We start from the raw sequence: 25,915 nt of genomic DNA, 5'->3' as shown, positions 1-25,915 counted from the left end.
TTGAATTTGGAAACTATGAAGACTCGTACCTTTAAAGAAGAATGGTTATCTAACGTCCGGGGGGACGTCTTGGCAGGAATCGTAGTGGCATTAGCCCTCATTCCTGAAGCACTTGCTTTTTCAATCATCGCTGGAGTTGACCCAAAAGTTGGTCTCTATGCAGCTTTTATCATTGCAGTGGTGTCGGCAATTGCTGGGGGGAGGCCAGGCATGGTCTCGGCAGCGACAGGCGCAATTGCGTTGCTGGTAGTGTCTCTAGTAAAAAATCATGGTGTCGAATACCTATTCGCAGCGGGAATCATGGCAGGGATCCTACAAATAGCAGCGGGCTATTTGAAGCTGGGCGCTTTGATGCGGTTTGTCTCTCGATCTGTCATCACAGGATTTGTGAATGCACTCGCCATTCTCATCTTCCTTGCGCAACTGCCGGAGCTGCGCCATGGAGGAATGACTGTCTATGCCTTAGTTGCTGCGGGTCTCGCTATTATTTATCTGCTGCCAAGAGTGACGAAGGTTGTTCCCTCCCCCCTCATTTGCATAGTAGTTCTCACAGTCATATCGATCGTTATGGGCTTGCCTGTGCGCACGGTTGGCGACATGGGGGCCTTTCCGGACAGCCTGCCGTCGTTCCTTATTCCCAACATCCCGTTCAATATCGAGACACTGAAAATCATCTTGCCATATTCCTTGGCGATTGCCGTAGTGGCTCTGCTTGAGTCGCTGATGACTGCAGCGATCATTGATGATTTCACCGATACTCCCAGCGATAAAAATCGAGAATGCCGTGGGCAAGGACTGGCAAATATTGTTGCTGGTTTCATCGGAGGGATGCCTGGCTGCGCTATGATTGGCCAGTCGGTGATCAACGTGAAATCTGGTGGTAGCGGCCGGTTATCGACGTTTGTTGCTGGTATCGGTTTGCTTGTTCTCGTTGTTTTTCTGGGGCCTTGGGTAAAGCAGATCCCAATGGCTGCATTGGTGGCAGTAATGATCATGGTATCGATCAGCACCTTTAGCTGGCGTTCAGTTAAGAATCTCGCCAGACATCCAACGATGTCCTCAATCGTCATGGTTGCCACCGTTGTCGCAGTAGTCGCAACAGACAATTTGGCTATTGGTGTTGGCGTGGGCGTTTTATTGAGCGCGGTCTTTTTTGCATCCAAAGTGCAAAAAGTGACACTGGTTGAATCAATCGTTATCGAGACCGGAAAACAGAGGAAATACACCGTACGTGGGCAGATATTTTTTGCTTCTTCCGACGCATTGATTGGCGAATTTGACTTCAAAGAAGAAATTGAAAGCGTCGTGCTTGATTTAACCCATGCGCATTTCTGGGATATCACAGCAGTCGATGCTTTGGATCGTATCGTCCATAAATTCCGACGCAATGGTATCAACGTGACAGTCACGGGCTTGAACCGAGCGAGTGCCACCATGATCGAGAAATTTGCGACCCACGACAAAGCCGGCCATTCCAATCAAGCCAATATGGGTCACTAATCTCTTTCGCAGAGATTGACTGACTTTGCGCAGAGCACCGCACCACCAGGCGGTGGTGCATTACCCACGCCAAGACGATCACGGTCGTATGGCGTAGATAAAATCGCACCAAGAATTAAGGAGAACCTCGAGTGAGGCAAGTAGTTCACCGGCTCTGTATTGGGATCAGTGGCCTTGGCATTTTCTGGTTACTTGGCTTGATCAGCGCCAACGAATTGGAAGCGGGCCGCTCTTCGTGGGTAGTCGAGTCCAGAGGCGAATATGACAACGCGGTGGCTTACAGTGATTTCGTAGTTGCAAGCCTGATCAAAGAGGCAATGGCTGCGGGTGGTAACAATGCAAGCGTCATCTATAGCTCTGACCATGCACAAGAAGTTGGTCATACAAGAAACCACACTGTGCAATCATTATCAGATCGATCCGGTTATGAGATTCCACTTCTGGTATGGACGCGAGGCGAGAGCAACAACAAAAACAGTTCCGACCTGAACTTGCAAACCGATCCTATCAAACTGATCATTTGGACCATACTCTTGCCGGCTTGCTCAAGATCCGATCGATCTACTACGTAGAGTCAAAGGATCTTTTAAGTGAGAATTTCGTTAGACGCGCTCGTTTTATAAACGGAAGCCTATATTCACCTTGAGTTATCAGAGTGATGCCTGATTCAGCCGCAGGGACAACTTCTCGGCAGTTTCTCGGCGCTCGCTGTAGCGGTCAGTCAAAAATGGGGAAATATCGCGCGTCAACAACGTGAACTTGAATAATTCCTCCATCACGTCGACCACGCGTTCGTAGTATGGCGACGGCTTCATCCTGCCGACATCATCAAACTCCTGATAGGCTTTGGCCACCGACGACTGATTAGGAATGGTCAGCATACGCATCCAGCGGCCGACGATCCGCATTTGGTTCACGGCGTTGAAGGACTGCGAACCTCCAGATACCTCCATGACGGCCAACGTCTTGCCTTGAGAGGGACGAATGAACCATTCGTGAGAAAATGCGACCAGGCCCAGTCATTCAACGCTTTCGTTTCAAAATACCCAGGCGAGTTTTTTTAGCTTGTTCCTGTTTCAATCGTTTTCGTCTGCTACCGAGCGACGATAGGATAAGCAGTGCAACACCAAAACTAATGGCAGAAAATAAGACGATGATTTGCGATGCTAAGCGTGACATGACAATGCAGATGTTTTGAGCTCGGAAGAATTATTTGGATGGGAGCTGGTTGATAGGCGCATATCGCCTATAGCAACGTTGCTATTTCTCCGAAATGCTATTGTCGCATAAGAACTTAGGGCTTCTCTGCGGCCTTTCTTCAATTCCTAATTCGGCCAAATATTTAACTACTTCCACCTCACTCAACTCAACCGACGACACGCCAGTATGTTCTCTGAAGTCTCCACTTAGATGGCGGAGCGCTTTTAATGGAATTTTGGTTTTCTCGTGAACAGCAAGAAGAATCCATGACGCGACTTGTCGGCCATGCCTGATTCGACTCAGCGTAGGAGGAGCAATACTAAAACGTCGAGCGAGGTCCGCATCAGAGCTGTCCCGAAAGTGACTTCGCAAAAAGTCCAATAGCGAATGCTTGACTACATAGGCTCTTAAATTAGGCATCCTGGTGCTTTCATTGTCCGTGCAAAGGTCATTTTTTTACTCACGCCATTTACGTTCGTCATTATTGATCAGAATTACTCACCGAAGTATTTAACGTAGACTGACCATAGACAGAATGTTATCCATAGCTGAGCGCAGTGGCGACTGTGGCATTCATCGTTGCGGAATCGTAGCTTCGCTGGAAGCTGCTGTTTGTGAATATTTTTATTTTTTAGGATGTTCATAGCATTTTCTTTATCGAAACCAAATCAACACAAGCCTCTGATTTAACTTTCCAAATGATGAGATTCAGCGGGACGGGATTTTTCATAAAAAAAGACCACCAGTTTTTTTGCCGGGGGAAGCAGACTGGTGGCCAAACTGTGTCATGCCAGGGGGGGGGCTGGCAGTTACAGAGCCCAACTCAAAACGAGGGATTTTGAGTGCGCTTTGATTGTTGTCGTAATCTATGTCTCCACCTTATGCTCCTCGAAGGCGAATGGGAGGCGACTTACTCGCAGGACGGCTAATACCAAATCCCTGAAGCCATTTGATATCCAGTTGCTGGGCAATTTGAACATCGACCTCGTTTTCTACCCCCTCAATGACAACGGTAGGCGCAAGCGACTTGCTGAGTGTAGTTAGACACCACAGCTTTTCCATCCCCTTCTCCGATGCACGAGCTGCCCATAAGAAACTGGCATCAATCTTGACTACATCTGGACACAGTTTTCTTGCAAATTGCAGTCGACTCTTACTTGCATCAAAATCATCGATTGCAACTTGGCAGCCCATATCTTGAAGGACTCTTCCGCATCGCACAGCCGCCTCAACATCCAAAAATGAGGCGCTTTCTGTTATCTCTAGCGTCAATCTCGAGGCAATATCTGGGCGCTTTCTTAAAGGAAGAATCAACGCTTCCCAGTGTTTGTCTTCCCACAGACTGCATGCTGAAAGATTGCATCCTATGCGTAGATTTTGGTGATGCATCAACACCTCTAATGCCGCACCAACGACCAGATGATCCAACTCACGGATCATGCCACTCTGCTCCAAGGCACCAATGACAGCCCCAGTACTTGATGCCTCTAATCCCGATATGCGCATCAGACACTCTTCATATAGGACACGCTCGGCGCAGAGTCGATCAATAATTGTCTGAAAAAAGAGGATCACCCGCCCATCATTCAGGCCGCACTGAAAATCCGAAATCAACTTTTCGCGGGTGCACATCACGGTAGGGCCTCACGCCCGAACGCGGCTGGTTGTTTGCGAAATCCCATAGTCATCTCTTTACCCGATTTCGCCTCGCCGCATACCCATTCTCCCCACGTGCCGCGTAGCATATAAACGTTCCTTTATGTAACGATGCTTTTCATCGTTGTACATAGCCGCAAAGACGGCTCTAGATGCTTACCTTGGACAATAGTTCTTAATGGTCAAAAAGGAACTTTTTTGTCAATCGAAGGCGATAGAGAAAATTGGTGCTTCGACTGAATTTCTCACTCCGCATCGCCTTCTCGCTATCAAGTAGAAAGGTAGAACTATGATTATTGGATACGCACGAGTGTCAACAGAGGACCAGTGTCTTGATTTGCAGATTCAGGCGCTTACCCAGATAGGATGCGAGAGAATTTATAGAGACCATGGAATGTCTGGGGGAACGCAATCGCGTCCAGGATTAAATCGAGCCTTAAAATCTCTAAAAAAAGGAGATACATTGGTAGTGTGGCGCTTGGATCGCCTTGGCCGCTCTTTGGCCCATATGATTCGAATTTTGGAGCAGCTTGGAAAGAATCAGATTGCATTTCGCTCGATTACGGAATGTATAGACACTGATTCATCGGGCGGTCGGCTGATTTTTCATGTGATGGCTGCGCTCGCCGAATTCGAAAGAACATTAATTAGCGAGCGAACACGTGCTGGAATTGCGGCTGCCAAAGTCAGGGGAGCACGTTTTGGACGTCGGCCACTGCTAAGTGATGAACAGATTCGTACAGCCGGTGGAATGATGGCGAAAGAGAATTCCAGCCTGAAGGAACTGGCCGCATCTTTGGGTGTTCATCCGCGGACCTTACAAAGAGGTCTAACTCGTTTGACTGAAACTTCAGGAAGGAGTCGAGTTTTCGAAGAAGCCAAATTGACCTGACCTTAAAAAATGGTCCGGCTTGAAATTTCATATTGGCTGCGAAGAATATTCGTGTCTTATCGAACCGAATTTCCCCCACGACATTTTGCGTACCGTATTGCTTACTGGAGCCTGTCCGACGGAATACATTTCGAACATCGGAACTTTTCTGGATGAAACGCTCCTTGAGCTCGCTATCATGGCCGTAGAGGAGGCGGCTGATGATCCACAAACACACGCGCACAACTGAATTTGCAAGAAATTTTGTGTAACCAAATAAAAAAGCGCCAGCATAAGAGCTGGCGTTTTCCATTATTAAACGAATGTGATTCGTTCTCGCGATGAAGCATAGCATAAGGCGCGCTCGAACTTGCGGTTCAATTCCCCAGTAACGGCATCATAGGTCGTAACGTGAGATCGCTCTCCACGACATGGGGCAACGCCGCGGACTTGGTCTTGAAAACCGAGGCCGCATCACGTAGCCGGTCGGCCTGATGCGCCATCGATTGAGCTGCACTGGTAGCCTGTTCAACTAGGGCTGCATTCTGCTGAGTAACTTCATCCATCTGAGAAATGGCAATATTTATTTGGCCAATACCCGAACTCTGCTCGCTAGACGCCGCCGTAATTTCGCTCATCAAATCATTGACCTGTTTAATGGAGGCTACTAGCTGATCCATTGTGCTACCTGCCTCAATGACCAGCTTCTGTCCTGTCTCTACATGTTGTACCGAAGATTCGATGAGTGTGCGAATCTCCTTCGCTGCAACTGCGCTACGCTGTGCCAGCGAGCGCACTTCGGTGGCCACCACCGCAAAACCTCGGCCCTGTTCACCGGCACGGGCTGCTTCCACGGCTGCATTCAGAGCCAGAATGTTGGTCTGAAAAGCAATCCCTTCGACGGTGGCAATGATCTCGGTGATCTTGTAAGAGCTTGCGGAGATATCCTTCATTGTCGCCACTACACGTTCGACCACTTCACCGCCACGCTGCGCATTGAGCGCTGCTGATTGCGTAAGCTGGTTGCCTTGTGAGGCGTTCTGGGTATTTTGCTCTACGGTCGATGTGATCTCCTCCATGCTAGACGCAGTCTCTTCCAGAGACGCTGCTTGCTCTTCAGTACGACGAGAGAGATCGAGATTGCCCACAGCGATTTCATTGGCCGCAGTGGAAATCGATTCCGCCGATTGCTTAATGCCATCGACGATACCCATCAGTTGCGCGCGCATCGCTTCCAACGAAGCCATAAGACTGCTGCGATCGTGCTCCACCAGCGGAATGCTCACAGCCAAGTTGCCCTGTGCAATTTCCGCAGCCAATTCCTGCGCTTTCGCCGGTTCCCCACCGAGCTGGCGTAGCACACTGCGCACGATTATCAGAGCTGCAATTACCGACAGCATTACTGAGACGACGACTAGCGCTAGGATCGCAGTCAGGATGCCCTGCGCAGTGGTATTGGCTTCATCCCCCGCTTGCGCATTGAGCTCGTCCTCAAAGCTCCCCAATTCGTCGAGACGGTCGAGCCACTGGCTCTGCAACGGACGAATCTTTTCCACCAGCATAGTGACAAGTTCAGCCGTCTTATTTTCCTGCCCCAGCGCCACTGCCTGGTTCAGTAGCGGCTGGGTCTCGCCGGCATTCTTTGCAATCAGAGCGAAGAGTTCATTTTCCTTGTTCGTGGTACCCGGTAGTTCGAACAATTTGGCCAACTTGCTCTGCGCATCCTGATAGGCAACGTCCTGACGTTTGATGCGGTCAACTTCGCGGCTGATCAACGTCGGGTCCTGAAACAGCGCTATGTTGCGAATTGAAAGAGCACGGATGCGCACACTGTCGTTCATCACGTTGGCCAGCATGCCCTGTTGGTTGTTGACCAGGATATCCGACAAATTGCTACGGATCTTCAGAAGACCCCATATCCCGGCCGAGGAGATTGCCAATAGCAAAATTATGACGCCACCAAAACCTAATATAAGACGAGTAGATACTTTAATATTTTTCACGAATAGCCCTTTGGATCGAGGTAAACAGCGCTGAAGGTGGTAATGAAATGCCAGAAATACTCTTTGCAACTGAATAGCCAACAGCTAGCGAGCAAGATGCTGAGCTATCGCCAAAAAGACTCCGTTATGCGCATAGATTTCTCTCTCGCACTAAGGATATTTATAACGCCCCTCTATAGGCGGGCTCGCAACAAAAAAAGGAGTATAGAGCGATGAGGACAAGTACCTCTGGCTCGCGCGCAGATCAAACTTTTTAAGTTGCCGACTTGACCAAACAAGTTGGCTTTATTTCGCTGATGGCGCGCAAGTTGCTGATTTTCCAATTCCACGCTGGCTTTGGACTCAACATTATTTTTACCGCATCATATCACAACCTCGCAAGGCGAATTGGCCCCTCATCCCTTAATAGTCAAGTTGCAAAAGCCAGGCAATGGGGCTTTAATCTTTTAGCGGCGTAAAGATCCCTCACAATTTCACTTTAAATAACTATTAAAGGGAAACATATTAATGTTAGGAATGATTCGTGCTAATTAATAATGAAGATATTTCTCACCTGCGCTATGATGCGCCCGCACAAAGTAAGCTAGGAGGACGCGCCCCATAGGTGCCTCCTACCTCGTTCCACTAACATTTTTAGAGAGGCCCATATGAAAGGCGATCCAGCAGTTATCAAACTCCTCAATGCACAGCTGACGAATGAACTTACGGCCATCAACCAATATTTTCTGCATGCCCGCATGTACAAACATTGGGGCTTAGAAAAAATCGGGCAAAAGGAGTATGCAGAATCCATTGGTGAAATGAAACATGCGGACAAACTGATTGATCGCATTCTGATGTTGGATGGTCTCCCAAACCTTCAGTCCCTACATAAACTGATGATTGGGGAAAATACGAAGGAAATGATTGAATGCGATTTGAAACTGGAAAAGGCGGCTCACCAGACTGTCAAAGAAGGCATCACCACTTCTGAAAAACATGGCGATTATGTATCACGCGATCTCTTCTTGCTAATCCAAGAGGACACCGAAGAACATATTGACTGGTTGGAAACGCAGCTGGATCTAATCGAGAAAGTCGGCATGCAAAACTACCTGCAAAGTCAGATGGTGCCTGGAGAATAGTTGTATTCCCCGATCATACTTCTGCAAAAGTCTCGATGGACAGCACTGCAATCTGGATAGACAAGCTAGACAATACCCCAGGTAGGTGCAGGTCACAGGGTAATCCCCCCATTTCTAACGTTTGCCAGAAGTAGAAACGTCAAGCAGCCATGGCCAGCCTCTGTTTCGGGGTAAATCCGCCCAAGGCCATGTTAGGGCGTTCATGGTTGTAGGTCCACATCCAGTTGCTCGCAAATTGCTGAACGTGCTCCAAATCATCCCACTGATACTGAGATAGCCATTCATAGCGCACAGTCCTGTTGAACCGTTCCACATAAGCGTTCTGCTGCGGCTGGCCCGGCTGGATGTACTGCAGCTCAATGCCCGTTTGCTGTGCCCACTGTGTAATTGTGGTACTCCGGGCCGTTGTCGCATCGAATGGCGCTGGGTTTACCGCGCCATTCGATGATTTGCTTCAGGCTACGAATCACTCGCTCCGATGGTAGCGAGAGATCCACTTCGATGCCCAGTGCCTCTCGATTAAAGTCGTCGATCACATTGAACAAGCGGATGCTTCGCCCATCTGCAAGCTGGTCGTGCATGAAGTCCATCGACCAGGTCTGGTTGCAGCCACTAGGTACAGCAAGCGGCCTAGGTACTTCGCGGACCAACCGCTTGCGCGGTTTGATACGCAGGTTCAACTCCTGTTCGCGATAGATACGGTAGACGCGCTTATGATTCCAGCCAAAGCCACGGACGTTGCGCAGATACAGGAAACACAGACCAAAGCCCCAACTGCGGTGGTTATCGGTCAGTCGGAGCAACCAGTTTGCGATCTCTTCATTCTCTGGCTTACGCTTGCTGATATAGCGATAACAGGTTTCGCTTACCTTAAACGCCTGACAGGCAAGCTTGATCGGCACACCACGTTCTTCAACAACGCGCTTGGCCATCTCGCTGCGACGAGATGGCCTTACCAGTTTTTTTCGAGCGCCTCTGCCACAATCTCGGCCTTGAGCTTTTCCTCGATGTACATTTTGCGCAGCCGGGCGTTCTCCGCTTCGAGCTCCTTCATGCGCGCCATCATCGATACATCCATGCCGCCGTACTTCGAGCGCCATTTATAGAACGTCGCTGTGCTGATGCCTAGTTCGCGGCAGATGTCCGGAACACCAAGGCCTGCTTCAACACGCTTGATCGCCTCGATAATCTGGCTGTCTGTGAACTTCGATCTCTTCATTTGTAGAACTCCTCTGTGAGAATATTCTACTTCTGGCGGCGTTGGTTTTAAGGGAGGATTACCACAGGAACATATGTTTCAGGTTTAGTACGTTCCGCCTGCATCTCGGAGATTACCTCTGCGCGTGTATTACTTTTTAACTGGCTGGGTTGGGCATTCGCATCGGCAAATGCTCGATGGTCTAGCCTGTATAGGACGTTGGAAGCTCACGAAAAGCGTAGCAGTTAGCCTTGGCATCATTGAGTGCGTGGTGCTCGGGTAGCTTATTCTTTCGGTGAAATTCTTACCGCAATAGCTCATTTATGCGATCGGCGACCAGTTGACGTCTGCACCAGGGCGGCACCCGTCCATCCAAGGCATCGTAGAAAAGATCCCAGTCCGTCTGATAGTCGTAGCAAGTAAAGACTTCTTGGCCCGTCGGCCGTACTAGCCTGAGCCAATTGGTCATCTGCAGGTAAAGGTCGTCCTTATTCATTTCCGCATGCGGTGCGTATTCCAAAAGCGGAAGGACCGCGGCCTTAACGAATTCGCTGCATTCACGCACCTCGTAGGGTAGCTCGGCATAAAACTCTTCGCCGGTTTGTGCTACCAGGCCGATGCTGATCAACTGCGGATCGAGAAAGTCGGTGAATTCGGTGTCGATGAAAACGTTGAATGACATCGTGTGGTCCTTCGTTAAACAACTGCACTCGCTTGGCCTGGAAGCATGGCATGTCCTAATACCCATGGTATCAGCTTGGCAATATTGACTGCATCGTCCAGCCCGCGATGATGCAGCCCCTCCAGGCTGATCCCGGCTAGCGCGCATGGCCCGAACCATGCCGACTCCCTTACCAATGCGCTGAGCCTTCGCAAACAGTCGCTTGGCATTCTTATGGGGCATCATCAAGGGCATATCAATGCCGTGGCGCTGGGCGGCGTAGCCTATGATTGTTGCTCTTAGTCCGGGGGAATTAGGGCGAGCAATCTGGGAAGTTTTTTGGCCACAGTTTCGTGCGCATCGCTCTCGATCTCCTGATAGATAGTCAGAACCTGTTCGCCCATCAACGCCAGTTTGGCTAAGGACCATACGGCAGTTAGCTAGTTAGCTTGCTGCTCGAGAGGGGGCTCTCGAAATGCATAGCAATTTGCACGAGCGTCGTTCAGTGCATGATGTTCCGGCAATTTGTTTTTCTTGTGGTATTCGTATCTCAGGAGCTCGTTGATGCGGTCTGCCACGAGCCGACGCTTGCACCAAGGGGGAACCCTGCCATCCAACGCGTCATAAAGTAGATCCCAGTCTGTCTGGTAGTCGTAGCAAATGAAGACGTCTTCGTTAGTGGGCCGAACGATACGAAGCCATTGCGTTATCTTCCCGTACAAATCTTCCATTGCCACTTCCGCATGCGGGGCGTATCCAAGCAACGGAAGTACGGCATCTTTCACAAATGCGCTACACGCCCTGATGTCGTAGGGGAGTTCAGCGTAGAACTCTTCCCCGGTCTCCGCCACGAGGCCGATGCTGATGAGCTGCGGATCGAGAAAATCGGTGAATTCGGTATCGATGAAAACATTGAACGCCATAGCAAAGTCCTAGCTTATAAAACCGGACCATTGGGAACGCCAAGATGGGCGCTTCCTAGGATCCAAGGCATCAATTTGGCGATGTTTACGGCATCGTCGAGTCCTCGGTGATGCTGCCCCTCCATTTCGATCTTAGCGAGCGCGCAGGCCTTTGCCATGCCCACCTCTTTCCCAATGCGCTGAGCCTTGGCAAACAATCGCTTGGCATTTTGGTGCGGCATGGTCAGCGGTGAAACAATACCATACCGCTCCGAGTCCCTTTGCATCTGCTTGAAGTCGTAAGCTCCCCAGCTAATCCAGACTGTATCTCTCGACACAGCCTCGCTGACAAAAGTCTGAAGCGCCTGCGCAGCAACAGGAAACAGCGGTGCCTGATCAACCTCGTCTTGGGTGATACCGATCAATTGCTTGCAAAATGGGGTAAGCACCGGCCGTACCAGCGGTTTCACCAGCTGCTGAAATCGCTCAAGCACCACGCCACCTTCGGTGACCCAGCAAGCACCGATTTCAATGATTTCCATCTCTTCCGGCGGGATGCTACCGTCGTCCGAACAGGTCGCTTCGAGGTCGACAACGAGAATTCTTGCCACATGATCCTCTTGATAATGGGGTTGGTCCGGCATGGAGGGTAATTTCGCATGCGAAATTACTGCCTTTAGTCACTAAAGGATCTGTTGCTTTCGCAACTTGAGCCGGCTCAACTTATAGGCTAGCCGGTAGCTATCAGCTAGCTGAGAAATGTTTGCTACTGAATTTGCGGCTGACGCGAGTGGAAAATATTCGCCCGTCCATTGAGCGCATCGGCCGGGTAGTCACTGCAATGGCACCATCCTTAATGGACAGGAAAACACGTTGGCCTATCTTCCAGTCGGTCAATGCCTTCGGCCACGAGACTTTGCCGCCGCGTTCGAGAATGGTGGAGTAGGTTTGACGTTTCTTCATGCAAGCTTGATTGTGCAGTTTTGATCAGAGACGATCACGTTTTGGGGCATTTCATTCCACAGTTTATAGCATCTCGTGGTCACAATTTATTCATGTCGTGACTTGAGTCCGCACAACATACAAAGAATATCTGAGAGCGTGAAAACTTGCCATTGACAACGAACCTTCGGCTGATGCAATGTCCGTGGAGCCTGTTGATGTCACTCCGATTTCTCAACGATTTCGCCTTTGAGCGACCCTGCCAAGGATCCCATTACCATGGCCAGTATCGAACGGACTGCGTATCCTAGATTTCCACGTACGCTGACACTTAAAGATCTTCATGCGACCTTCACCCCGCGGCCTGAAGAAATAGAATGGGCCGCCGGGTTCGCCCGTTCCGCGCCGAGGCGCCTCGGATTACTGGTGAATCTGAAATGCTTTCAGTTTTTACGCTACTTTCCTGCCATTGAGGCAATTCCCCCGGAAGTTGTGGAGCATATTTCTGCGAGTCTTGGAATGCAGCCTGTCCACGCAATTTCGTACCCTGACTCGAACATATCCCCATATCGCCATCACAAGGCAATTCGCACGCTACTCGGGGTAACGCCATATGAGCACGTGAAGCTTTCGGATGCTGTCATCGATAACCAGATACTGCGCGAGGTCAGCCGGGGAAACTTCTGAGCCCGGCACGTCGCCGCCAGGCTGTGGCCCATGTCAGAATGAGCTTGGGTCACGCTGAACGGCGTATCTGCCGGGCGCTCCATCTCTCCCGTTCCTCGGTTCGTTATGCTGCCCAGCCGCGCGCGGATGAGGCGCCATTAACCGAAGCCATCATCGAACTGGCCAGCCAGTATGGCCGTTACGGCTATCGACGCATTCACGCCATGCTAGAAGCTCAAGGCTGGGAGCTGAGTCGCTCTCGGGTGGAGCGTATCTGGAAACTAGAGGGCTTGAAGGTGCCAGTGAAACAGCCAAAGAGAGGAAGGCTGTGGCTAGCCGACGGTAGCTGCATCCGAATGCGGCCGGAATATGCCAATCATGTCTGGAGCTGGGACTTCGTCATGGAGAGAACGCATGATGGACGTGTTCTGAAAATCCTGGTGCTCATCGATGAGTTCACCCGCCGCTGTCTCGCGCTGCACGTGGCCAGGCAAATTCGCAGTAATGACGTCATCGATATCCTGGCTGAGGCCATGGTGACCTACGGTGTTCCGGCCTATCTACGCTCTGACAATGGGCCGGAAATGGTCGCCAAGAATCTTCGGCGCTGGCTTGCATCGGTCGGTTCAAAGACGCTGTATATCGAGCCAGGAAGTCCATGGGAGAACGGATACTGCGAATCCTTCAACGGCAAATTCCGGGATGAACTGCTCAACGGAGAAATCTTCTACACCCTCCGAGAAGCTCAGGTCATCATTGAGCGATGGCGTCATCAGTACAATACCGTTCGACCGCACAGCTCACTGAAATACCGGCCGCCGGCACCGCAGGCTACACTGCCGGCAACAACCCCAGCACCACTGCGGCTTGCCGCTTAGACTAACTTTAAGTCTGGACCAGTTGTTTCAGGCCGGTCAGGCGTTACTAACCATCGTCGACGAACTTGATAGGGTCATAGATTTGCTGCGCGCAGAAGATGGATTGCGCGACGAATTGCTTCGCCTGCATGGAATGGCGCACACCGTCTTAAACGGCGCGGGTCTCTCTGTGCCGACAGGGGAGGACTCTTTACCAGAGACAGTATTTGACACAATCAGCTGTGTTCAACGCGTCGTAGGGATTATGCGCGGTTGGCAGCGCTCAATAGAGCCCCTTGAAGCACTCACACCAAAAGATTGATTCTATTATAAAGCCGCCGGTCTTTATTACTTTTAAGCTTATGTATGAACATTGGCCTTATCTCGGTTGCCCCCCCTATTGGGGCGATAAGTATTCTGACACGGGGGGGATGGGGACAATGCATCACCAACATAAGCTTGTCAACGGGAAAAAATCACTGCAAGATTTCGAGCGCCGAACCTGCGTCAGCTCGACGTGCAGCATGAAAAAAAGGGCTGCGACATATTGCCGCAGCCCGCAAATACAACAGAGAGGAAGTGTGATTGGCCCTGATTTCAGCGCTGCGCTTCTTAATCCAAATCAAACCGACGGCGCAGATCCGCTCGCTTTCTGCATGCCCGCACAACACATCGCCGGACATCAGAAAGGAGTGACTGCGCTCACCCACCACACCATCAGGGGCAGCGCGCCGAGCAGCAGCGCACGCCTTATCGCAGGCAGGCGAGCAGGCCAGTAGCTCACGGCCAGTACCAGCAACAGCGCAGCCAGCGTCAACACGCCCAGCCCAGCCACCAGGCCGACGCCCCAGCCCTGCATGTGTACGTTGAGGGCCAGGCTGGCCAGCAAGCCCAGCACGGCTGCGCCGCGCAAGCGCATGCGCAGCGGCGGCGCGGGTTCGACGCCGCGTCCGTGGATATCGGTGTAGTGGCGATCCATCGCCATGGCCAGCGCGCTCCATGCGCCGCCAGCCAGCACCAGCGCCAGCAGGAAGCCCGGGGCGCTCATGCGATTTTCTTCGCGACTGCAGGATGCGCTGCGCGCCGCACCGGCACCGATCGTTCCTGCGATGCACGCTGACGCCGTGCAAGCAGGTGTGCGGCCAGCGCCAATGCCGATCCCAGCGCCAGCAGCGTGAGATCGCATCCGGCTACCGCCCACGGCCCACGCCCCTGCAGCAGCGTCACGCCCAGGTGCGAATGTGTAGTGAACACATTAAGCACCGGCAAACCCAGGAACAGCGCTGCCCCTGCACCCAGCTGCAAGCGCCACATGCCCAGGCTGGGGCGGATCTGCGCCAGCACCGCCGCGATCGCCCAGGCGGCAAAAAATAGGTGGATCTCCATCTGCGCGCGCTCCGCCAGTTCCACCGGCAGCAGGCGATTGGCCCAGAAGTAGCTGGCGAAGGCGATCGGCAATCCGGCAATGGCACCGAGGTTGAGCGCCTCTACCAGCCGCGGGCCGAACCCGGCGCGGGCATCAGCGGCGATGGCCTTGGCTTGTTTCTGGCGCGTCTTGACGGCCCACAGCAAGGCACCGGTGGCCACCATCAGGTAGCCACACAGCCCGCACAGGAAGAACAGCATACGCAGCCAGGGATCGGCGAAATGTGCCAGGTGCAGTCCGACCAAAGCGCCGCGCGTGACCGCCGTGGCGCTGACTGCCTCACCGAGCGCCGCCACTTGACGTCCGCTGACGCCCTCGAAGAACAGCGCCGGTTGCAGTGACGAAAGTGTGGCCAGTTTCTGGCGCGTGACGACCACTGTCGCCTTGGCATCACCCGGGTTGTTGACCACCACCAGCGCCAGCGGTGCGCCTTGCCAGTGCTGCCGCGCGCGTTCGGCCAGGGCCTGCAGCGCGGTCAGCGGCGCCGCCACGCCCGCCGCCTTGACGCGTCCGGTGCCGCCCGGAAACACTTCCTCGAAGAAGGCCTTCTCGCCGCCCTGGTCGCGATAAGCGCTTTGCACGCCCCACGGCATGATCATGAACATCAGCGTGATCAGCCCGGTGTAGGTGATCATCAGGTGGAAAGGCAGCGCCAGCACTGCCGTGGCGTTGTGCGCATCAAGCCAGGAGCGCTGGCCCTTGTTGCGGCGGAAAGTGAAAAAATCGGCAAAGATGCGCCGGTGCGTAATCACGCCGCTGACGATGGCCACCAGCATGAAGAGCGCACACACGCTCACGATCCAGCGTGCCCACTGCACCGGCAGGTAATGCAGGTCGAAATGCAGGCGATAGAGGAACTCGCCGCCCCGCGTATCACGTACCCGCGCCAAGGGCTGGCCGGTGGCGGCATCGATACGCTCGCTCTTGAAGCGGCTGCGCGGGGAACTCGCTGCTTCCTTGCCGGCAGCAGCAGGCGGCGCGATCCAGCCGACCCGCATGGCCACGCTGCGTTCGTCCGGCAAGGTGATGAACCAACGCTCGGCCTGCGGCGCGCGTTGCTGCAGATAAGCGGCTGCACGTTCGATCGCTTGGGCCTGCGTTACCGGCGCGGCGGCGCTGGCGTGCAGCTCGGGCATCATCCACAGGCTGATCTCTTCCTTGAAGTAACTGGCACTGCCGCCGGCAAACACCAGCAGCAATACCCAGCACACCAGCAGCCCGCACCAGGTGTGCAACCAGGCCATGGACTGCCGCAATCCCTCCTTCATGGCAGCACCCGTCCGAACCAGGCCAGCAACGCCAGCGCCAGGGCCGGCAAGGCCAGCCCGCACCAGGCGCGGCAGGCACTGCGGGCCGCAAAGACCCAGATCACGGCACACGTGAAGACCGCAAAGGACAACATGGTCGCCGTCATCACAGCATCGGCCCGCCCCATGGGCAGGAAGCGCGCCGCCACCATCGTCGCCAGCGTGGTCAGCACGTAGCCGCCGCCCACGGCAGCCAGCGCGCGAGAGAGCACGGCCAACCGGTAGCGCAAGCCGGACGGGGCCGCAGAAGTCATTTTGTCAGGCACCATGAAAGTGAAAGCCGGAAGGCGGAGCCACGCTGCAGCCGGACTCGGGAGCAGGCAAGCCTCCAATTTATTTGATAATGATTATCAATTATATGGAGTCTACGGCGGCTGGACAAGTCCGCTTGCTGCACAAAGCGCTCTACCCGCATCACCAGGAGAACGCCGGTCATGCCTGGCCGCACTCATCTGGCCACCATCGCGCGCATGACGGTGTGCGCTCATGCTCACTACCGGCACCAATGAGTATTCCGGCATGACCGCCTTCGCCATTGGCCTGCCCACCAAGAGCGGCGTGGGTGGCGGCGTGCTGTCGGTGATCCCAGGGCGCGGCTGCATCTGCGCCTGGTCGCCGCGACTGGACCCGCGAGGTAATTCGGTGCGCGCAATGAAGGCGCTGGAACTGATGTCGAACACGGCCGGGCTATCGGTATTCGCCTGAAGTAAGGGCGCAAAAAAGTAGAAATCTCGCAGCATTGAAATACGTTGTGCTCTATCTCTCGCACCATCAGCGCAATCGACTACTAATTCAGCGAAGCCTTAATGAGTTATTGCGCTACGAGTTTCACAAGAAAAACAATATGCCCGAACACCATGCGCTCAATGATGCAAGAGCCAATTGCTACGCATTCCGGGAGCTGCCTGCTGAATCCAGTGGAGCTTCGTTTGCATAGAGCTAAAGGTGTAGGCAATAGAGCTGTTAGAAGTCTTACTTGCCACCGTTAGTAAAACTGGTCTCAACGAAATTACGCAACTGGGCCAAATCTGTCTTGGAATAGCCGGCAGTCGTTTGCACAGACGCATGGCCGAGTAAAGCTTGCGCAACTGGAAGTGGCACCTGGTGATCGACCACCAGTGCCTTTGCATACGCATGGCGTAACCAATGCGGTGAAGCGGCCTCTAGTAACGACGCCAGAGCGCCATCGTTCGGTCGAAGAGTGGTGGCGACTTCCTCAAAAATCGCCTTCACCTCACTGTACAAGCCGCTCTCCTGCAATGCGCCGCCTTTGAATCCATGGATTAGCGGTGCCACCTCGTGGGCGGCAGGCTGCGCAGTCAATCCGCGCGCAATGCGATAGGTCGTGAGGGCGTTTGCCGCGACATCCGGTAATGGAATGGCCCGATCCTTATTGCCTTTGCCATGGACGTAGAGCGTCCATTTGCCGTCATCCTCTACAGCGACACGCGGCAAGTTGGTGTCGACATGCCACGCCAGTTCTGCAAGGCGAATTCCGCCATAACGGTACAGAACCCAGATTGCACGCCTGCGCAGGAGTGCCAACTCAGTCTTTCCTTCGATTGGCGTATCTAGCCAGGCGTCGCAGGCATTGAGTGCGGTCGGGGAAAGAAATCGTTTTGGAGAAAACTCATTCCTGGCCTGCGTGCCGGTGACCAAGCCAGAGGCCGGGTTGGCGATGAGATAACCGGTATCGAACCAATATTGATAGAGACTAGCGACGACGGCCAGTGCTCGCGCCTGCGTGCGCTCACTAGGCGCCACAACACGTTGCTGACCTTGGTCGGAGATGCTGATGCGGGCCACGCGTAACGAATCGCGGTAAGCCAGCAAATCGTTACGAGTAAGGTTGGAAAGCGGTCCTATCTGCCGATCCCGGCACCAGCTGATGAGGCGTCGTAGATCGGCGGCATATGCACGCAAAGTATGCCGGGAGCGACTTGCCCGGTCACGCAAAAACAGGGAGAGCGCTTGGCAGTCGTCAAAGGTCGCCAGCGTATTCGTGGAAGCTTCTTGGTTAACAAAGCGCCCGCTACGCGAAAGCCAGGCCACGAGCGTTCGGACATGCTGGGGATCGATAGCCGCGACCCATCTCTGGTGATCGCCAGAGTCTGATGCCTGCACCTGTATGGGTTCCCAATGCCGGAATCGTCGACGATACGTGCGAAGAAGTCGGTTCAATGTATCTTGCGGACTGGGTGCGTTATCCGTTGCAGCAGTGCGAAGGCGACCACTTTCCCACCACTCAACGACCTCGGTATGATCGAGCAATAGATCAAATACTGATCGCATCTCGACCTTCGCCGTCCCCAGCGAAGAAAAAGCACGCTTTATCTTGGCCAGCGTCCAGCGTTCATAGCAGGTGTGCCCGAGCACATGGGTGAGATATGCCAACGCCTCATCGGTGTCTTCAGGCAGTGGCGCTGGTGGAGCTACGCCGTGATCGAGCCAGCGTGCCATGATCAGCCGCCTTTGCGGCGGGGTGCTGGCTGCTTGCTGCCTGGGGGCTCGGCAGGTGCTGGCGAGCGCCGGTGCCGCGTTGTTGCAGCGTTGGCCAGAGTGGAGCGCATGATTTCTTCCAGTTGGGAACGCTGACTTGCGTTTACAGCCTTCAGTGCGGTGGCTTCACCCACGGCGGCCTGTCGCTTATCGCGTTCTGAAGCAGCGTCCGCTTCGGCATGAGAAATAGCTTCTTCTAGCGTCGAAATCCGTCGCTCTGCAAATTTTAGCTGTGAGCTCAGCCGGCTCTGTTCCTGTTGAAACTGCTGCCGCTGCAATGCCGTTTCTTGGAGCAGTTGCTTGGACAAGCCTTCATATCGCTGCTGTGCTGCCACCAGGCTTTCTTGATGAATCTGTGCGGCAGCGGCACTTTGCTCACGTGACTCATGCAGTGCGGCCTGGGTTGACTTCAAATCTAGCTGCATCGATGCCACGCTCGCATGTGCTGCCACCAACTCGGCGCGTGCTTGGGCCACCTCTTGGTCCCGCATAGAAAGAAGCGCGCGTATCGCATCCAATTCTTCACGCAACATATCCACCCGCATATTTGCCTCGGCCACGGTCTCTTGGGCGGTCTCGACCGATTGCTGGGCTTCGAGCTTGAGCTTTACGACATCATCGAGCTGCGAAGACACCGCCGCCTGCCAAAGCTGGCGCATGAGATCGGAAATATCTGCCGGTATATCTGGGAGAGCCATGTCGGCCAAGCCGGCGCTGATAATTTCCGATTCAATCGCGTTTATGGTCCGGCCGAGCGTCGCCGGATCGCCGCCGCCAAGCCGATCCTTCAACTTGCGTACCGAGACGATGCGGCGAAAGCGCTCGCGGGTCGGCGGGGATGAGTCATGGGCCTCGGCCAGCATCGACAGGATGGTCGAACGGATCTGATCGGGGGAGGCAATGGCGGGGCGGGACATAGAGAGGCTCCGTTGGCGGACGAATATCCTTATATTACATACATTCCTAACGTTATGTACGGTTAAAACGTTAGTTTTAATTTTTAAAATAAAAGATAACTCCTATTATCGTCTTAAAACAGGCCAATGAGGAGGCTAAATGCCAGCCTGCGGCCGGTCGCGCATGGGGAGTAGGTTGGATATGAGGGGAAAGGCACCAGTCAGCAAGCAACTGATTTAAAAGGGAAATTTCATTTTGGTCGCCCGGAAAGCCTCGTCAGTACTGGGGCCGCCTACCGTCGCAAAATGCACCGGAATCAAAGAGACCCCATTGAACAACCTGAAAGTTTTGACGTACAACTCCCTCTTCGGAGGGGCGGACGGCAGTGACACGAGCAGATCAGCCACACAGATTCAACTGATCAGCAAGTTGCAGCCTGATATTTTCCTCATGCAAGAAGCGCGGTCATGGGATGGCGATGGCTATAGCCTCTTATTTGCAATGGAGAAACAAATCGGGATGCGCGGATTCTTGTCGCCAGCCCTCGTTACGTGTCAGCACGTCGTGACCTTCATTCGTGAGCCGCTCAAGCCGATCCGATTCACCTCGGACGCCGCTCACTTTCATCACGCCATGGGGGCATTGGTGGTGCATGTGCCGGGCATCGAACGGCCGCTGACCGTCTACAACGTGCACCTATGCCCTAATGGGGCGACATTGCGACAGCGCGAGGCGGCTTACCTGGCCGTGCAGGCGGCGCCAGACAGCCTCGCACTGATTGCCGGCGATTTTAATTCTGCGTCGCAGTACGACGATACGCCCGAGGACTGGAACAAGCTTCCCGACCATCATCGATCCAGGTATCTGGGTGTTGACCTCAAGGAGATTGATCGGAGCGTCACATCCCATCTTGACGCGGCAGGATGGATAGATATCGGTAACGCGTTGGACCTTCACAAGACACCCACCGTACCGACACGTTGCTACCCGCGCAGCGAATTTCCAACCATGCGGTGTGATTACGTGTTCGCTACCCGCGCATTGGCGCTGATGGCGCGGAGCTACGAAGTCATCCGTAATAGCAGCACTGATGTTGCCTCCGACCACTATCCGGTACTCACCAGCTTCGATCTCTCTTGATGGAGAAATGCGCATGTTTCTTCCTACATTGGTAGAGCGAGCCAGGCTTAACCGACCTAGCCGGCGGGAACGACCAATCGATGGCAGCAAGCTTGAGCCTCACGAGCGCCCACCATGGGTTAAGCGCCTGCTTGAGCGAGCGATCACCCATCTTCTGAACTGAAAGTACCTATGAAAGCAAACTGGCTTCTCCTCAGCTATAAGATCCCTCCGGAACCCGCCAAAGCCAGAGTGGCAGTCTGGCGCAAAATCAAAGCCTGTGGGGCGGTGTACCTGCAAAGCAGCGTGTGCGTGATCCCAAATAACGCGGAGCATCAACGCATCCTCCGCATGCTCCAAAACGATATCGTCACGAATGCTGGAGAGGCTTTCGTATTAGAGGCGGTTGGTCTTGACGATCATCAGGAACAGCTCCTAACACAGCGATTCAACCAAGATCGCGACGAGGAATACGAAGAGTTTCTCGATAAGTGCAACGACTTCGAAAAGGAAATTGCCAAGGAAACAGCCGAGGAACATTTCACCTACGCTGAGTTGCAAGAGAACGAGGAAGATCTCAAAAAACTCAAGAATTGGCTGGAGAAAATCCGCAAGCTGGATTTCTGCAACGCCCCCAAGGGCGAAGATGCCGCCAAGCGCCTTTCGTTCTGCGAGCAGCTTCTGGATGAATACGCGAACACCGTCTTCCAACGGGAAAACTCGCGCCTCAATGACGGCTGACTCCTTCACTCATCTCCACGCTGAAAGGTAGATTTAAATGCTAAATCTGGCTCATCTTGCACCTACAGTGCTCGCTTCGTTTATGGCCTCATTGGTCGAATTTGTAGAGGCGCTGACCGTCGTATTGGCGGTCGGCACCGTCCGAGGATGGCGACCGGCTATTGCTGGCACCGTCAGCGCCCTAGGCATTTTGCTTCTGATGGTCGTCTTCTTCGGGAAATCGCTGGCAGCCATTCCCCTGCCAATTATCCAGCTTGTCATCGGCACCTTGTTGTTGATGTTTGGGCTACGCTGGCTGCGCAAGGCCATCCTGCGCTCGGCCGGTGTCATACCACTGCATGACGAAACAGCGGCCTATCAAAAGGAAACAGCACTTCTCCGCCAGGACATGCCTTCCAAGAATGCCTGGGACAAAGGTGCCTTCCTCACCGCTTTCAAGATTGTGATGCTGGAAGGCATTGAAGTGGTCTTCATCGTCATTGCCATCGGCGCAAGCGGGCAACTCATGCTGCCGGCGTCCATCGGCGCGTTGGCAGCCTTGCTCGCGGTCATTCTGTTGGGACTGTGGCTCCACCGCCCCTTGGCGAATATTCCGGAAAACACCCTGAAGTTCGGCGTCGGCATTCTCCTGGCGGCTTTCGGAACATTCTGGGTCGGGGAAGGTATCCGTATCGAATGGCCAGGGGAGGACCTGATTTTGATTGCCCTCATCGTCGGATATTTTGCTATTGCTCACGTTGTTCTGTGGGCTTGCAGAAAAAGACGCGCGAGCCGCATCCTTTCGACCCGGGCGACACAAAAGAAGGCTGTGGCCAGCAATCCCGGGTGGCTGGCTACGATCTGGATCGAGCTGGTAGCCATGTTCGTTGATGATGGCGTACTGGCAGGAGGTACGCTTGCCTGGATCGCAGTGGGCTGGGGAGCAATGGCGATTGTATCGGCACCAATGGAACTTGCGGCCAGCCTGTTTTCAACCGGGCTGGCCATTATCCTGGCCGCCAGCGCGATTAGAGCGTCGTCAAGATAAGACAACAGCGAGGCAAACATCGGTTGTTCTTTAAATCGAAACTTGCTAGTATCTGTTCCAAGGAGATGGCATTCCTCCTCGAACCGCCACCAACATTCTGTTGGGGCTGATGATGCCTACAGTAACCTGGTAACCCAGGACTGTAGGCATTCGCCTTTATAGTTCTGCTCGCCAGGCCGATTACTTCAATCCCTGGCAGCATGAAACACTACAAACACCCCGAACAACTTGATCTGCTTCCGTACATCGGAAAATGGTGCGTCATCGCCAGCTTGATTGCCGCCCTGGCGGGCACCGCATCTGCATTCTTCTTGTTCGCGCTCGAATACGCCACGCATTGGAGGGAAAGCCATGGCTGGATCATCTGGCTCCTGCCGTTGGGCGGCTTCGTTGTTGGCTGGCTCTATCTCCATACGGGCAAGCCGGTCGAGGCTGGCAACAACCTGCTGATTGACGAAATTCACGACCCGAAGAAAGTGGTGCCACTACGGATGGTACCGCTGGTCCTGTTTGGCACCGTGATGTCGCACCTGTTCGGTGCCTCGGTGGGCCGAGAAGGTACTGCCGTGCAGATGGGCGGTGCGCTGGCTGACCAGTTGACGCATCTCTTTAAGATGCGGCACGAAGACCGCCGCATTTTGCTAATGGCCGGGATAAGTGCAGGCTTCTCGTCGGTCTTTGGTACACCCATGGCCGGTGCCATCTTCGGGCTGGAAGTCTTGGCCATCGGGCGTATGCGCTATGACGCCATTTTCCCTTGCTTTGTGGCTGCCATTGCGGCCGATCAGATTGGGTTAGCTTGGGGCGTCCATCACACCCACTATTCCATGACCGGAAGCGCGCCTATCGCGATTTGGAGCGTTGCGGCCGTGATCGCGGCAGGCATCATCTTCGGCCTGATCGGCATGATCTTCGCCAACACGACCCATAGCCTGTCTTCTTTCATGAAGCGCCACGTCTCTTATGCACCATTGAGACCGTTTATTGGCGGCTTGGTCGTCGCCATCGCGGTATGGCTCGTCGGCACGGATCGCTACATTGGCTTGGGTATCCCAGTGATTGTGGAATCCTTCCAGCACCCAGTGGCACCCTGGGATTTCCTGGCCAAGATGATTTTTACTGTCACCTCGTTGGGTACGGGCTTTAAGGGTGGCGAGGTGACGCCCCTGTTCTACATCGGCGCCACCGTCGGTAATGCCTTGGCGCCGGTGCTGCATCTGCCATTTTCCCTTTTGGCGGGTATCGGATTCGTGGCGGTCTTTGCCGGTGCGGCCAATACCCCCATTGCTTCCACCATCATGGCCATCGAATTGTTTGGCCCTGAAATTGGCCCCTTCGCCGCGCTTGCCTGCGTCGTGAGCTATCTCTTCTCTGGACATACCGGCATTTACCACGCCCAACGAGTGGGACATGCAAAGCATCGTCCGCACCCAGAAGGAATGAAGATATCTGAGATCAGCGCCTATCGGGCGAAACTGAAGAACGAGCATCAGCAGCAGACCACCGAATCTAAGACAGAGAAGGTCCAGGACCATGACTGAGACGACTGCGCTTCGGCTGTACTTCCCGATTTCTGCCAAGGCGAAAGCCACCCGATTCTGGCACAAGCTATCCGCGCCAGCGCTTGCGCATCACCTGGTAGCCGTGGCGCATCGCGCAGGTATTGCGCAGGTCACCCTGCATCATGTGACGGCCGGCTATCTGCCTGGCGAAAAGATGAGTCATCACCATCCGGATGTCTCATCAATGCGCCATCCCCAGTGCCTCGAATTGCTTGACTCGGAAAAGCAACTGCGCAAGTTCCTGCACGATCACCATGAGGAGCTGACCAAGGTTCGCGCCGTACTTTTCCGGTGTGAATTGCCCCTTGAGGCAGGAGACAAAACATGATCAAGGCAATCGCTGTCATCAGTCTGGGAGGCGCCGTAGGGTGCGTCGCCCGCTGGGGGCTCAGCACCAGGTTTAACGGCATGTTCAGCGTTATCCCAGCCGGTACGCTTCTAGCCAACTGGCTCGGTGGCTATCTCATCGGGCTGGCTACCGCCTATCTGGCTACCCATCCGATGATCGCGTCGGAGTGGCGCCTGTTCATTGTTACCGGTTTTCTCGGCGGGCTGACGACCTTTTCCACGTTCGCTGCAGAAGTTGTTTCCTTATTGCAGAGCGGCCGGCTTATATGGGCGATTGGCGCAATTGGCCTGCACGTGGGTGGCGCCTTGCTGATGACGATTCTCGGTATTTCCACAGTGATGTTGACACGTTAAGGAGCCCACCATGAAAGGCTTTCAGATCACCTTTTTCACGCAGCAAGACCGCAAACACAAAGGGAAGCCGTTGGCCGAATGGTTGCTGCAGTTCGCGCGTGAGAACGGTGCGCACGGCGGCACGATCACGGCTGGAAGCGAAGGATTTGGACGAGATGGACGGATACATTCCGCGCACTTCTTTGAGCTGGCCGATCAACCCATCGAAGTAGTTGTCGCCGTGGACGAACGCACCTCGACGACGCTGTTTTCTGGACTTGAGACAGAAGGTGTATCGGTTTTTTACGTGAAGACGGCCGTCGAATTTGGTGCAATAGGCTCGCCAAAGTAAAACGGCATCGGTCAACCTGGGAGAAATAATGGAGACAAAAGAGAAGCCAAGCAGCCAGGAGATGCGGGACTTGAAAGCCAAGCTGAACCTGCACATTGGGATGCTGACAGCCGCCCACTTCGTGATTCTGGCTGGTTGGTTGGGCCTATCTCAACTCGAATACAGAAATCCAAGAGTCGTACTTTGCTTATTGATTTTGACGTCGTTGACCTGGCTGTGGTTGGTTGTCACAGCCAGGCGTCGCTGGAGTTTATGGAGGGCGCAGGAGCGCAAGGAGACGACGCCAAGTGAGCACTAAGACTCACCATTGCGTCAATTTTTCATATTTAGGAGATCACCATGGCAATTACGCTGAAGAGTCGACATCCAAAGAAAGAACAGCAGAGCCTGGCCATTGGCCTGGAGAAGTGGCACGAGAGCCTATTGCTAATAAGCGCTCTGCTAATCGTTGGCGCGCTCTTTCTCGGAAGTGAAAATGCAGAACAGCATATCCTGCACTTATTGCACTGGATCGGAAGTGACTGTAGCTGGTGCCGCATCTCCCCCATTTGAAATCTCGCCAGCGTGACTAAAGCGATCCTTCAGTCGCTTTAGTCTGCTTACTGATGCTGGACTGGGTAAGTCACGGATCATCTGGATGCTTCCGCTATGACGTTTCGGTGCGGTTGGGCTCTGTCTTCCTACTGGCAAGCCGCTAGGGCCGACAACAACCTGTTGCTCTTGG

The 25,915-nt window shown here is 53.9% G+C and carries 27 protein-coding genes, 4 pseudogenes and 1 riboswitch; of the genes and pseudogenes, 18 read left to right on the top strand and 13 right to left on the bottom strand.

What is annotated here, in order from left to right; genetic code table 11:
* Window positions 1–15: 15 nt before the first annotated feature.
* Window positions 16–1,500: a SulP family inorganic anion transporter gene (locus ACWFUC_RS17760; RefSeq protein ID WP_489622801.1), complete on the top strand. Its 1,485-nt coding sequence runs from the start codon at window positions 16–18 to the stop codon at window positions 1,498–1,500.
* 131 nt (window positions 1,501–1,631) lie between these two features.
* Window positions 1,632–2,072: a sulfatase-like hydrolase/transferase gene (locus tag ACWFUC_RS17755; protein WP_489622800.1), complete on the top strand. Its 441-nt coding sequence runs from the start codon at window positions 1,632–1,634 to the stop codon at window positions 2,070–2,072.
* Window positions 2,073–2,150: 78 nt separating this feature from the next.
* Here ACWFUC_RS17755 and ACWFUC_RS17750 read toward each other — a convergent pair.
* Together ACWFUC_RS17750 and ACWFUC_RS17745 are read right to left on the bottom strand one after the other, a co-directional pair.
* Window positions 2,151–2,486 (bottom strand): annotated as a pseudogene (locus tag ACWFUC_RS17750) (NAD(P)H-dependent oxidoreductase); the annotation flags it as partial.
* A gap of 1,093 nt (window positions 2,487–3,579) precedes the next feature.
* The gene (locus tag ACWFUC_RS17745; protein ID WP_489622799.1) at window positions 3,580–4,332 is read right to left on the bottom strand and encodes an EAL domain-containing protein; all 753 of its coding nucleotides are present in this window, start codon (window positions 4,330–4,332) and stop codon (window positions 3,580–3,582) included.
* Between the two features lie 313 nt (window positions 4,333–4,645).
* Between ACWFUC_RS17745 and ACWFUC_RS17740 the strand changes: the two genes are divergently transcribed.
* Window positions 4,646–5,248: a recombinase family protein gene (locus tag ACWFUC_RS17740; RefSeq protein WP_489622798.1), complete on the top strand. Its 603-nt coding sequence runs from the start codon at window positions 4,646–4,648 to the stop codon at window positions 5,246–5,248.
* A 356-nt stretch (window positions 5,249–5,604) separates the two neighbouring features.
* Here the strand turns inward: ACWFUC_RS17740 and ACWFUC_RS17735 are convergent, their stop codons facing one another.
* Window positions 5,605–7,230: a methyl-accepting chemotaxis protein gene (locus tag ACWFUC_RS17735; protein ID WP_489622797.1), complete on the bottom strand. Its 1,626-nt coding sequence runs from the start codon at window positions 7,228–7,230 to the stop codon at window positions 5,605–5,607.
* A 266-nt stretch (window positions 7,231–7,496) separates the two neighbouring features.
* On the opposite strand from ACWFUC_RS17735, the gene ACWFUC_RS17730 reads away from it, so the two are divergent.
* Complete coding sequence (locus tag ACWFUC_RS17730) at window positions 7,497–7,688, top strand: hypothetical protein (RefSeq protein WP_489622796.1); 192 nt, start codon at window positions 7,497–7,499, stop codon at window positions 7,686–7,688.
* Between the two features lie 189 nt (window positions 7,689–7,877).
* Window positions 7,878–8,354 (top strand): bacterioferritin, encoded by a 477-nt coding sequence (gene bfr / locus ACWFUC_RS17725; RefSeq protein WP_489622795.1) that lies wholly within the window; start codon window positions 7,878–7,880, stop codon window positions 8,352–8,354.
* A gap of 139 nt (window positions 8,355–8,493) precedes the next feature.
* On the opposite strand, the pseudogene ACWFUC_RS17720 reads toward bfr, so the two are convergent.
* The 5 genes and pseudogenes from ACWFUC_RS17720 to ACWFUC_RS17700 form a co-directional block, all read right to left on the bottom strand.
* Window positions 8,494–9,573 (bottom strand): annotated as a pseudogene (locus ACWFUC_RS17720) (IS3 family transposase).
* 283 nt (window positions 9,574–9,856) lie between these two features.
* Entirely contained in the window at window positions 9,857–10,234 is a 378-nt protein-coding gene (locus ACWFUC_RS17715; RefSeq protein ID WP_489622793.1) for a hypothetical protein, read from the bottom strand.
* Window positions 10,235–10,653: 419 nt separating this feature from the next.
* A complete protein-coding gene (locus ACWFUC_RS17710; protein ID WP_489622792.1) occupies window positions 10,654–11,136 on the bottom strand; it encodes a 3'-5' exonuclease family protein in 483 nt (160 codons plus the stop codon).
* A 14-nt stretch (window positions 11,137–11,150) separates the two neighbouring features.
* Window positions 11,151–11,759, bottom strand: coding sequence for a 3'-5' exonuclease (locus tag ACWFUC_RS17705; protein ID WP_489622791.1), 609 nt, complete (start codon window positions 11,757–11,759; stop codon window positions 11,151–11,153).
* Between the two features lie 100 nt (window positions 11,760–11,859).
* Window positions 11,860–12,078 carry a hypothetical protein gene (locus ACWFUC_RS17700; RefSeq protein WP_489622790.1) on the bottom strand — a complete coding sequence of 73 codons (219 nt, stop codon included), beginning with the start codon at window positions 12,076–12,078 and terminating at the stop codon, window positions 11,860–11,862.
* A 258-nt stretch (window positions 12,079–12,336) separates the two neighbouring features.
* Between ACWFUC_RS17700 and ACWFUC_RS17695 the strand changes: the two are divergent.
* The 3 genes and pseudogenes from ACWFUC_RS17695 to ACWFUC_RS17685 all read left to right on the top strand — a co-directional run.
* A pseudogene (locus ACWFUC_RS17695) lies at window positions 12,337–12,672 on the top strand (DUF4158 domain-containing protein); the annotation flags it as partial.
* 12 nt (window positions 12,673–12,684) lie between these two features.
* A pseudogene (locus ACWFUC_RS17690) lies at window positions 12,685–13,601 on the top strand (IS3 family transposase); the annotation flags it as partial.
* Window positions 13,591–13,902, top strand: a complete 312-nt coding sequence (locus ACWFUC_RS17685; protein ID WP_489622789.1) for a Tn3 family transposase post-transcriptional regulator TnpC — start codon at window positions 13,591–13,593, stop codon at window positions 13,900–13,902. The pseudogene ACWFUC_RS17690 and the gene ACWFUC_RS17685, both read left to right, overlap by 11 nt.
* A gap of 360 nt (window positions 13,903–14,262) precedes the next feature.
* On the opposite strand, the gene ACWFUC_RS17680 is transcribed toward ACWFUC_RS17685, so the two are convergent.
* The 3 genes from ACWFUC_RS17680 to ACWFUC_RS17670 are packed head-to-tail and all read right to left on the bottom strand — an operon-like array spanning window position 14,263 to window position 16,567.
* Complete coding sequence (locus ACWFUC_RS17680; RefSeq protein WP_489637244.1) at window positions 14,263–14,628, bottom strand: DUF3325 domain-containing protein; 366 nt, start codon at window positions 14,626–14,628, stop codon at window positions 14,263–14,265.
* Window positions 14,625–16,274, bottom strand: coding sequence for a PepSY-associated TM helix domain-containing protein (locus ACWFUC_RS17675; RefSeq protein WP_489637243.1), 1,650 nt, complete (start codon window positions 16,272–16,274; stop codon window positions 14,625–14,627). The genes ACWFUC_RS17680 and ACWFUC_RS17675 overlap by 4 nt, the downstream gene beginning before the upstream one ends.
* Window positions 16,271–16,567 carry a DUF3649 domain-containing protein gene (locus ACWFUC_RS17670; RefSeq protein WP_489637242.1) on the bottom strand — a complete coding sequence of 99 codons (297 nt, stop codon included), beginning with the start codon at window positions 16,565–16,567 and terminating at the stop codon, window positions 16,271–16,273. The genes ACWFUC_RS17675 and ACWFUC_RS17670 overlap by 4 nt, the downstream gene beginning before the upstream one ends.
* Window positions 16,568–16,799: 232 nt before the next feature.
* On the opposite strand from ACWFUC_RS17670, the gene ACWFUC_RS17665 reads away from it, so the two are divergent.
* Window positions 16,800–17,018 carry a glutaminase gene (locus ACWFUC_RS17665; protein WP_489634275.1) on the top strand — a complete coding sequence of 73 codons (219 nt, stop codon included), beginning with the start codon at window positions 16,800–16,802 and terminating at the stop codon, window positions 17,016–17,018.
* Window positions 17,019–17,285: 267 nt separating this feature from the next.
* Here ACWFUC_RS17665 and ACWFUC_RS17660 read toward each other — a convergent pair whose 3' ends face one another.
* Window positions 17,286–18,773, bottom strand: coding sequence for a tyrosine-type recombinase/integrase (locus tag ACWFUC_RS17660; RefSeq protein WP_489637241.1), 1,488 nt, complete (start codon window positions 18,771–18,773; stop codon window positions 17,286–17,288).
* 2 nt (window positions 18,774–18,775) lie between these two features.
* The gene (locus ACWFUC_RS17655) at window positions 18,776–19,729 is read right to left on the bottom strand and encodes a DNA-binding protein (protein WP_489634277.1); all 954 of its coding nucleotides are present in this window, start codon (window positions 19,727–19,729) and stop codon (window positions 18,776–18,778) included.
* 310 nt (window positions 19,730–20,039) lie between these two features.
* Here ACWFUC_RS17655 and ACWFUC_RS17650 point away from each other — a divergent pair, with 310 nt between their 5' ends.
* From ACWFUC_RS17650 to ACWFUC_RS17610, 9 genes are all read left to right on the top strand, one after another.
* Window positions 20,040–20,849: an endonuclease/exonuclease/phosphatase family protein gene (locus ACWFUC_RS17650; protein ID WP_489637240.1), complete on the top strand. Its 810-nt coding sequence runs from the start codon at window positions 20,040–20,042 to the stop codon at window positions 20,847–20,849.
* A 171-nt stretch (window positions 20,850–21,020) separates the two neighbouring features.
* Window positions 21,021–21,569: a Chromate resistance protein ChrB gene (locus tag ACWFUC_RS17645; RefSeq protein WP_489637239.1), complete on the top strand. Its 549-nt coding sequence runs from the start codon at window positions 21,021–21,023 to the stop codon at window positions 21,567–21,569.
* Between the two features lie 37 nt (window positions 21,570–21,606).
* A complete protein-coding gene (locus ACWFUC_RS17640; RefSeq protein ID WP_489637238.1) occupies window positions 21,607–22,596 on the top strand; it encodes a COG4280 domain-containing protein in 990 nt (329 codons plus the stop codon).
* A 52-nt stretch (window positions 22,597–22,648) separates the two neighbouring features.
* Window positions 22,649–22,722: riboswitch (Fluoride riboswitch) on the top strand.
* Window positions 22,723–22,796: 74 nt separating this feature from the next.
* Window positions 22,797–24,137, top strand: coding sequence for a voltage-gated chloride channel family protein (locus ACWFUC_RS17635; RefSeq protein WP_489637237.1), 1,341 nt, complete (start codon window positions 22,797–22,799; stop codon window positions 24,135–24,137).
* Complete coding sequence (locus tag ACWFUC_RS17630; RefSeq protein ID WP_489637236.1) at window positions 24,130–24,486, top strand: DUF190 domain-containing protein; 357 nt, start codon at window positions 24,130–24,132, stop codon at window positions 24,484–24,486. The genes ACWFUC_RS17635 and ACWFUC_RS17630 overlap by 8 nt, the downstream gene beginning before the upstream one ends.
* Window positions 24,483–24,860: a fluoride efflux transporter CrcB gene (gene crcB, locus ACWFUC_RS17625; RefSeq protein ID WP_489637235.1), complete on the top strand. Its 378-nt coding sequence runs from the start codon at window positions 24,483–24,485 to the stop codon at window positions 24,858–24,860. Before ACWFUC_RS17630 ends, crcB begins: the two co-directional genes overlap by 4 nt.
* A gap of 10 nt (window positions 24,861–24,870) precedes the next feature.
* Window positions 24,871–25,191 (top strand): DUF190 domain-containing protein, encoded by a 321-nt coding sequence (locus tag ACWFUC_RS17620; protein WP_489637234.1) that lies wholly within the window; start codon window positions 24,871–24,873, stop codon window positions 25,189–25,191.
* A 70-nt stretch (window positions 25,192–25,261) separates the two neighbouring features.
* Entirely contained in the window at window positions 25,262–25,489 is a 228-nt protein-coding gene (locus ACWFUC_RS17615) for a hypothetical protein (protein WP_489637233.1), read from the top strand.
* Window positions 25,490–25,530: 41 nt separating this feature from the next.
* On the top strand, window positions 25,531–25,743 hold the full coding sequence (locus ACWFUC_RS17610) for a hypothetical protein (RefSeq protein ID WP_489637232.1): 213 nt from the start codon (window positions 25,531–25,533) through the stop codon (window positions 25,741–25,743).
* Window positions 25,744–25,915: the final 172 nt, after the last annotated feature.

This window comes from Herbaspirillum sp. Her4 (assembly GCF_057961335.1).
Note: the sequence above shows the minus strand (reverse complement) of the source record. Positions and strands in the feature narration are given on the sequence as shown.